Source organism: Streptomyces sp. CO7 (genome assembly GCF_053474865.1).
In genome coordinates, this window is sequence record NZ_JBRIOU010000005.1 from 115,912 (window position 1) to 118,924 (window position 3,013).

The window sequence follows — 3,013 nt, forward strand, 5'->3', positions numbered from 1 at the left end:
GGCGAGCATGCCCGGCCGCCGGAGGGCGGCAAGCGCGGCGTCCCCCGTTCGGCCGCACGCCCCATAGATGGTTTCACCCTCGCCGACGAGGAGCGTCAGCGGGGTGTCCGTCGGATGAAGACGCTGGCCACCGGGCTGTTGCTGCTGGTGGCGGTGATCTACGCGCTGTTCACCTGGCTGGAGCACCGGGGTGCGGGCGCCTGGGCGGGCTACGTCGCGGCGGCGGCCGAGGCGGGCATGGTGGGCGCGCTGGCGGACTGGTTCGCGGTGACGGCGTTGTTCCGGCATCCGCTGGGGCTGCCCATTCCGCACACCGCGATCATCCCGACCAAGAAGGACCAGCTCGGGGAGTCCCTGGGCGAGTTCGTGGGGGAGAACTTCCTGTCCGCGGAGGTGGTGCGGACCAGGCTGCGCGCGGTGGGGATCGGCAACCGGCTGGGGACGTGGCTGGCGGAGCCGGAGCACGCCGACCGGGTGACGGCCGAACTGGCGACGGCGCTGCGCGGTGCGCTGACGGTGCTGAAGGACCGTGACGTCCAGGACGTGGTGGGGGAGGCGATCACCCGGCGGGCGGAGGCGGCCGAGGTGGCGCCGGTGCTGGGCAAGACGCTGGAGCGGGTGGTCGCGGACCACGGGCACCGGCGGACGGTGGACCTGGTGGTGGCCAGGGCGCACGACTGGCTGGAGCTGCACAGCGACGCGGTGATGAACGCGGTGCAGGGCGGCGCGCCGGGGTGGACGCCGCGGTTCGTGGACCGGAAGGTCGGTGAGCGGGTCTTCAAGGAGCTGCTGCGGTTCGTCACCGAGATGCGGGACATGCCGACGCATCCGGCGCGTGACGCGCTGGACCGGTTCCTCGCCGATTTTGCCTCCGACCTGCAGTCGGACACCGGGACGCGGGCGCGGGTGGAGCGGCTGAAGTCGGAGGTGCTGGGGCGTGACGAGGTGCAGGACCTGATCGCCTCGGCCTGGTCGGCGGTGCGCCGGATGATGGTGGAGGCGTCGGAGGACGAGCAGAGCCGGCTGCGGCTGCGGGTGCGGGCGGCTCTGCTGTCGCTGGGCGCGCGGATGAAGGCGGACCGGCGGCTGCAGGAGAAGGTCGACCGCTGGGTGGAGGGTGCGGTGACCTATGTGGTCACCACCTATCGGAGTGAGATCACCGCGTTGATCACGGACACGGTGGCCGGCTGGGACGCGCGGCACACGACCCGGAAGATCGAGGCGCACATCGGCCGGGATCTTCAGTTCATCCGCATCAACGGCACGGTCGTCGGCTCGTTGGCCGGGCTGCTGATCCACACGGTTTCGCGCATGCTGGGGGCATAGCCGTAACGGGCGGGGCAACAGGGAGTGGGACCGCCGCTCGCTCGACGGAGAGGGAGACCACGCGATGGCAGTTTCCGCGACACCCGAGCCTTCGGAGATCCCGGAGGAGACAGGCACCGTCACGACGGCCGTTCCGGCGAGACTGGACCGGCTGCCGTGGTCCCGCTGGCACTGGATGATCGTCATCGGCCTCGGCACGGTGTGGATCCTGGACGGCCTCGAGGTGACGACGGTCGGCAACATCGCCGGCCGGCTGGCCGAGGAGGGCAGTGGACTGCCCATCAGTTCGGCCCAGGTCACCGGAATGGCGGCAGCGCTGTACGTGGCCGGTGCGTGTGCCGGCGCGCTGTTCTTCGGCTGGCTGACGGACCGGTTCGGCCGTAAGAAGCTGTTCATCACGACGCTCGCGGTGTATCTGGCGGCGACCGCCCTGACGGCTGTCTCGTTCGACGTGTGGTGGTTCTTCCTCTTCCGCTTCCTGACCGGTTTCGGCATCGGCGGCGAGTACGCGGCGATCAACTCCGCCATCGACGAGCTGATCCCGTCGGAGTACCGGGGCCGGGTCGACCTGATCATCAACGGCAGCTACTGGCTCGGCGCCATCGGCGGCGCGCTGCTGTCCATCGTGATGCTGGACACCGACATCTTCGCGATCAACGTCGGCTGGCGGCTCACCTTCGCGCTCGGTGTGGTCCTGGGCCTGGTGATCCTGCTGGTGCGGCGAAACGTTCCGGAGAGTCCACGGTGGCAGTTCATCCACGGTCGTGGCGAGGAGGCGGAGAAACTCGTCTCCGACGTCGAGCGGCAGGTGGAGGAGGAGAAGGGTCACAAGCTTCCGCCGCCGGCCGGTGAGATCACCATCCACCAGCGCAAGTCCATCGGGTTCGGTCTGATCGCGAAGACGGTGTTCACGAAGTACCCGCGGCGCACGGTGCTGGGTCTGGCCCTGTTTATCGGGCAGGCGTTCCTCTACAACGCGATCACCTTCGGTTTCGGCGCGATCCTCACCAAGTTCTTCGACGTGCAGGTGGGTCACACCGGTTACTACTTCGCGGTGATCGCGGCCGGCAACTTCCTGGGCCCGCTGCTGCTGGGCAAGCTGTTCGACACGGTCGGCCGCCGGATCATGATCTCGTCGACGTACATCCTGTCGGGCCTGCTGCTGTTCGTCACGGCGTGGCTGTTCAGCCAGGAGGTGCTGACGGCGACGACGCTGACGGCGTGCTGGTGCGTGGTGCTGTTCTTCGCCTCGGCGGGTGCGAGCAGCGCGTACCTGACGGTGTCGGAGATCTTCCCGATGGAGACGCGGGCGATGGCGATCGCCTTCTTCTACGCGGTGGGCACGGCGGCGGGCGGTATCGCCGGTCCGCTGATCTTCGCGGACCTCACGGAGTCCGGGGTGATCGGGGAGACGGTGCTGGCCTTCCAGATCGGTGCGGCGCTGATGTGCGCGGCGGGCCTCGTCGCGGTGTTCCTCGCGGTGAAGGCGGAGCGGCGGAGTCTGGAGGACATCGCCACGCCTCTCTCCGCCGTCAAGTCGCCCACCCCTGCTCCCTGATCCGGCTTCCTCCCTCCCGCGGTTCCCCACTCCCTCCCTCTCCCGCAGCCGTGCCGCAGATCCTCCCGCGGCACGGCTGCGGCGTGTCCGTGTCCGTGTCCGTGTCTGTGGGCGGGGGCCGGCGGGGTG

Annotated in this window: 2 protein-coding genes; both read left to right on the forward strand. The window is 69.5% G+C overall.

The window, feature by feature from the left end:
- On the forward strand, positions 1–1,326 hold a 1,326-nt coding region (locus ACOV8S_RS18850; protein ID WP_448318979.1), incomplete at its 5' end, for a DUF445 domain-containing protein.
- Positions 1,327–1,390: 64 nt separating this feature from the next.
- Positions 1,391–2,884 carry an MFS transporter gene (locus tag ACOV8S_RS18855; protein WP_448318980.1) on the forward strand — a complete coding sequence of 498 codons (1,494 nt, stop codon included), beginning with the start codon at positions 1,391–1,393 and terminating at the stop codon, positions 2,882–2,884.
- Positions 2,885–3,013: the final 129 nt, after the last annotated feature.